Source organism: Blautia sp. AF14-40 (assembly GCF_003479665.1).
In the GTDB taxonomy this organism is placed as follows: Bacteria; Bacillota; Clostridia; order Lachnospirales; family Lachnospiraceae; genus Fusicatenibacter; species Fusicatenibacter saccharivorans.
Genome location: NZ_QUHK01000124.1, coordinates 1 through 557 on the forward strand (window position 1 = coordinate 1; position 557 = coordinate 557).

Consider the following 557-nt stretch of genomic DNA (forward strand, 5'->3'; position numbering starts at 1 on the left):
ATAAGAATATGGATAACGGGTCGGATCACACAGAACATGAAGCGGGTTGTCCTTGGAATACTGTGAAATAATACTTTTTTCTTTCTCCGTATATTCCAGATTCTTAGTTTCTATGCTTTCATAATTTTTATTGTAAAGCGTCGTTTTCCAGTCACCCTCAACCGCATTCATCTGATCGATCGCATAATTGATCTCATTCAGCAATTCTGTATTGCCCTTTTTAACAATGACATAGAAATCGCTGCTGCCAAATTTATCCACGATTCGCTCATTGTTTGTTTTTCTCAGAGAACTGGTAACAATCGCATCAACTTTTTCGCTCTGAAGGGCTTCATCCATTTCTGTGGTCGTATCAAAATAAGATGGAACATATGTAAATCCTTTGTCGTCTGCAAAATCCGCAAACTCTTCATTCCGGGTGTTTCCGTTCAAAAGCGCCACACGCATACCGTTGTAAGTGCTGTAATTGCCGTCCACAATCGTGCTGTTGTCACTGCGGACGGTCAGCATCCCATAATTGGTTCCGATCGGACGTGAAAAATCAAACTTTTCTTCTC

General features: G+C 40.8%; 1 protein-coding gene. It reads right to left on the reverse strand.

What is annotated here, in order from left to right:
• A partial coding sequence (locus tag DWW13_RS18645; RefSeq protein WP_147398356.1) for a substrate-binding periplasmic protein occupies positions 1-557 on the reverse strand: 557 nt, incomplete at both ends.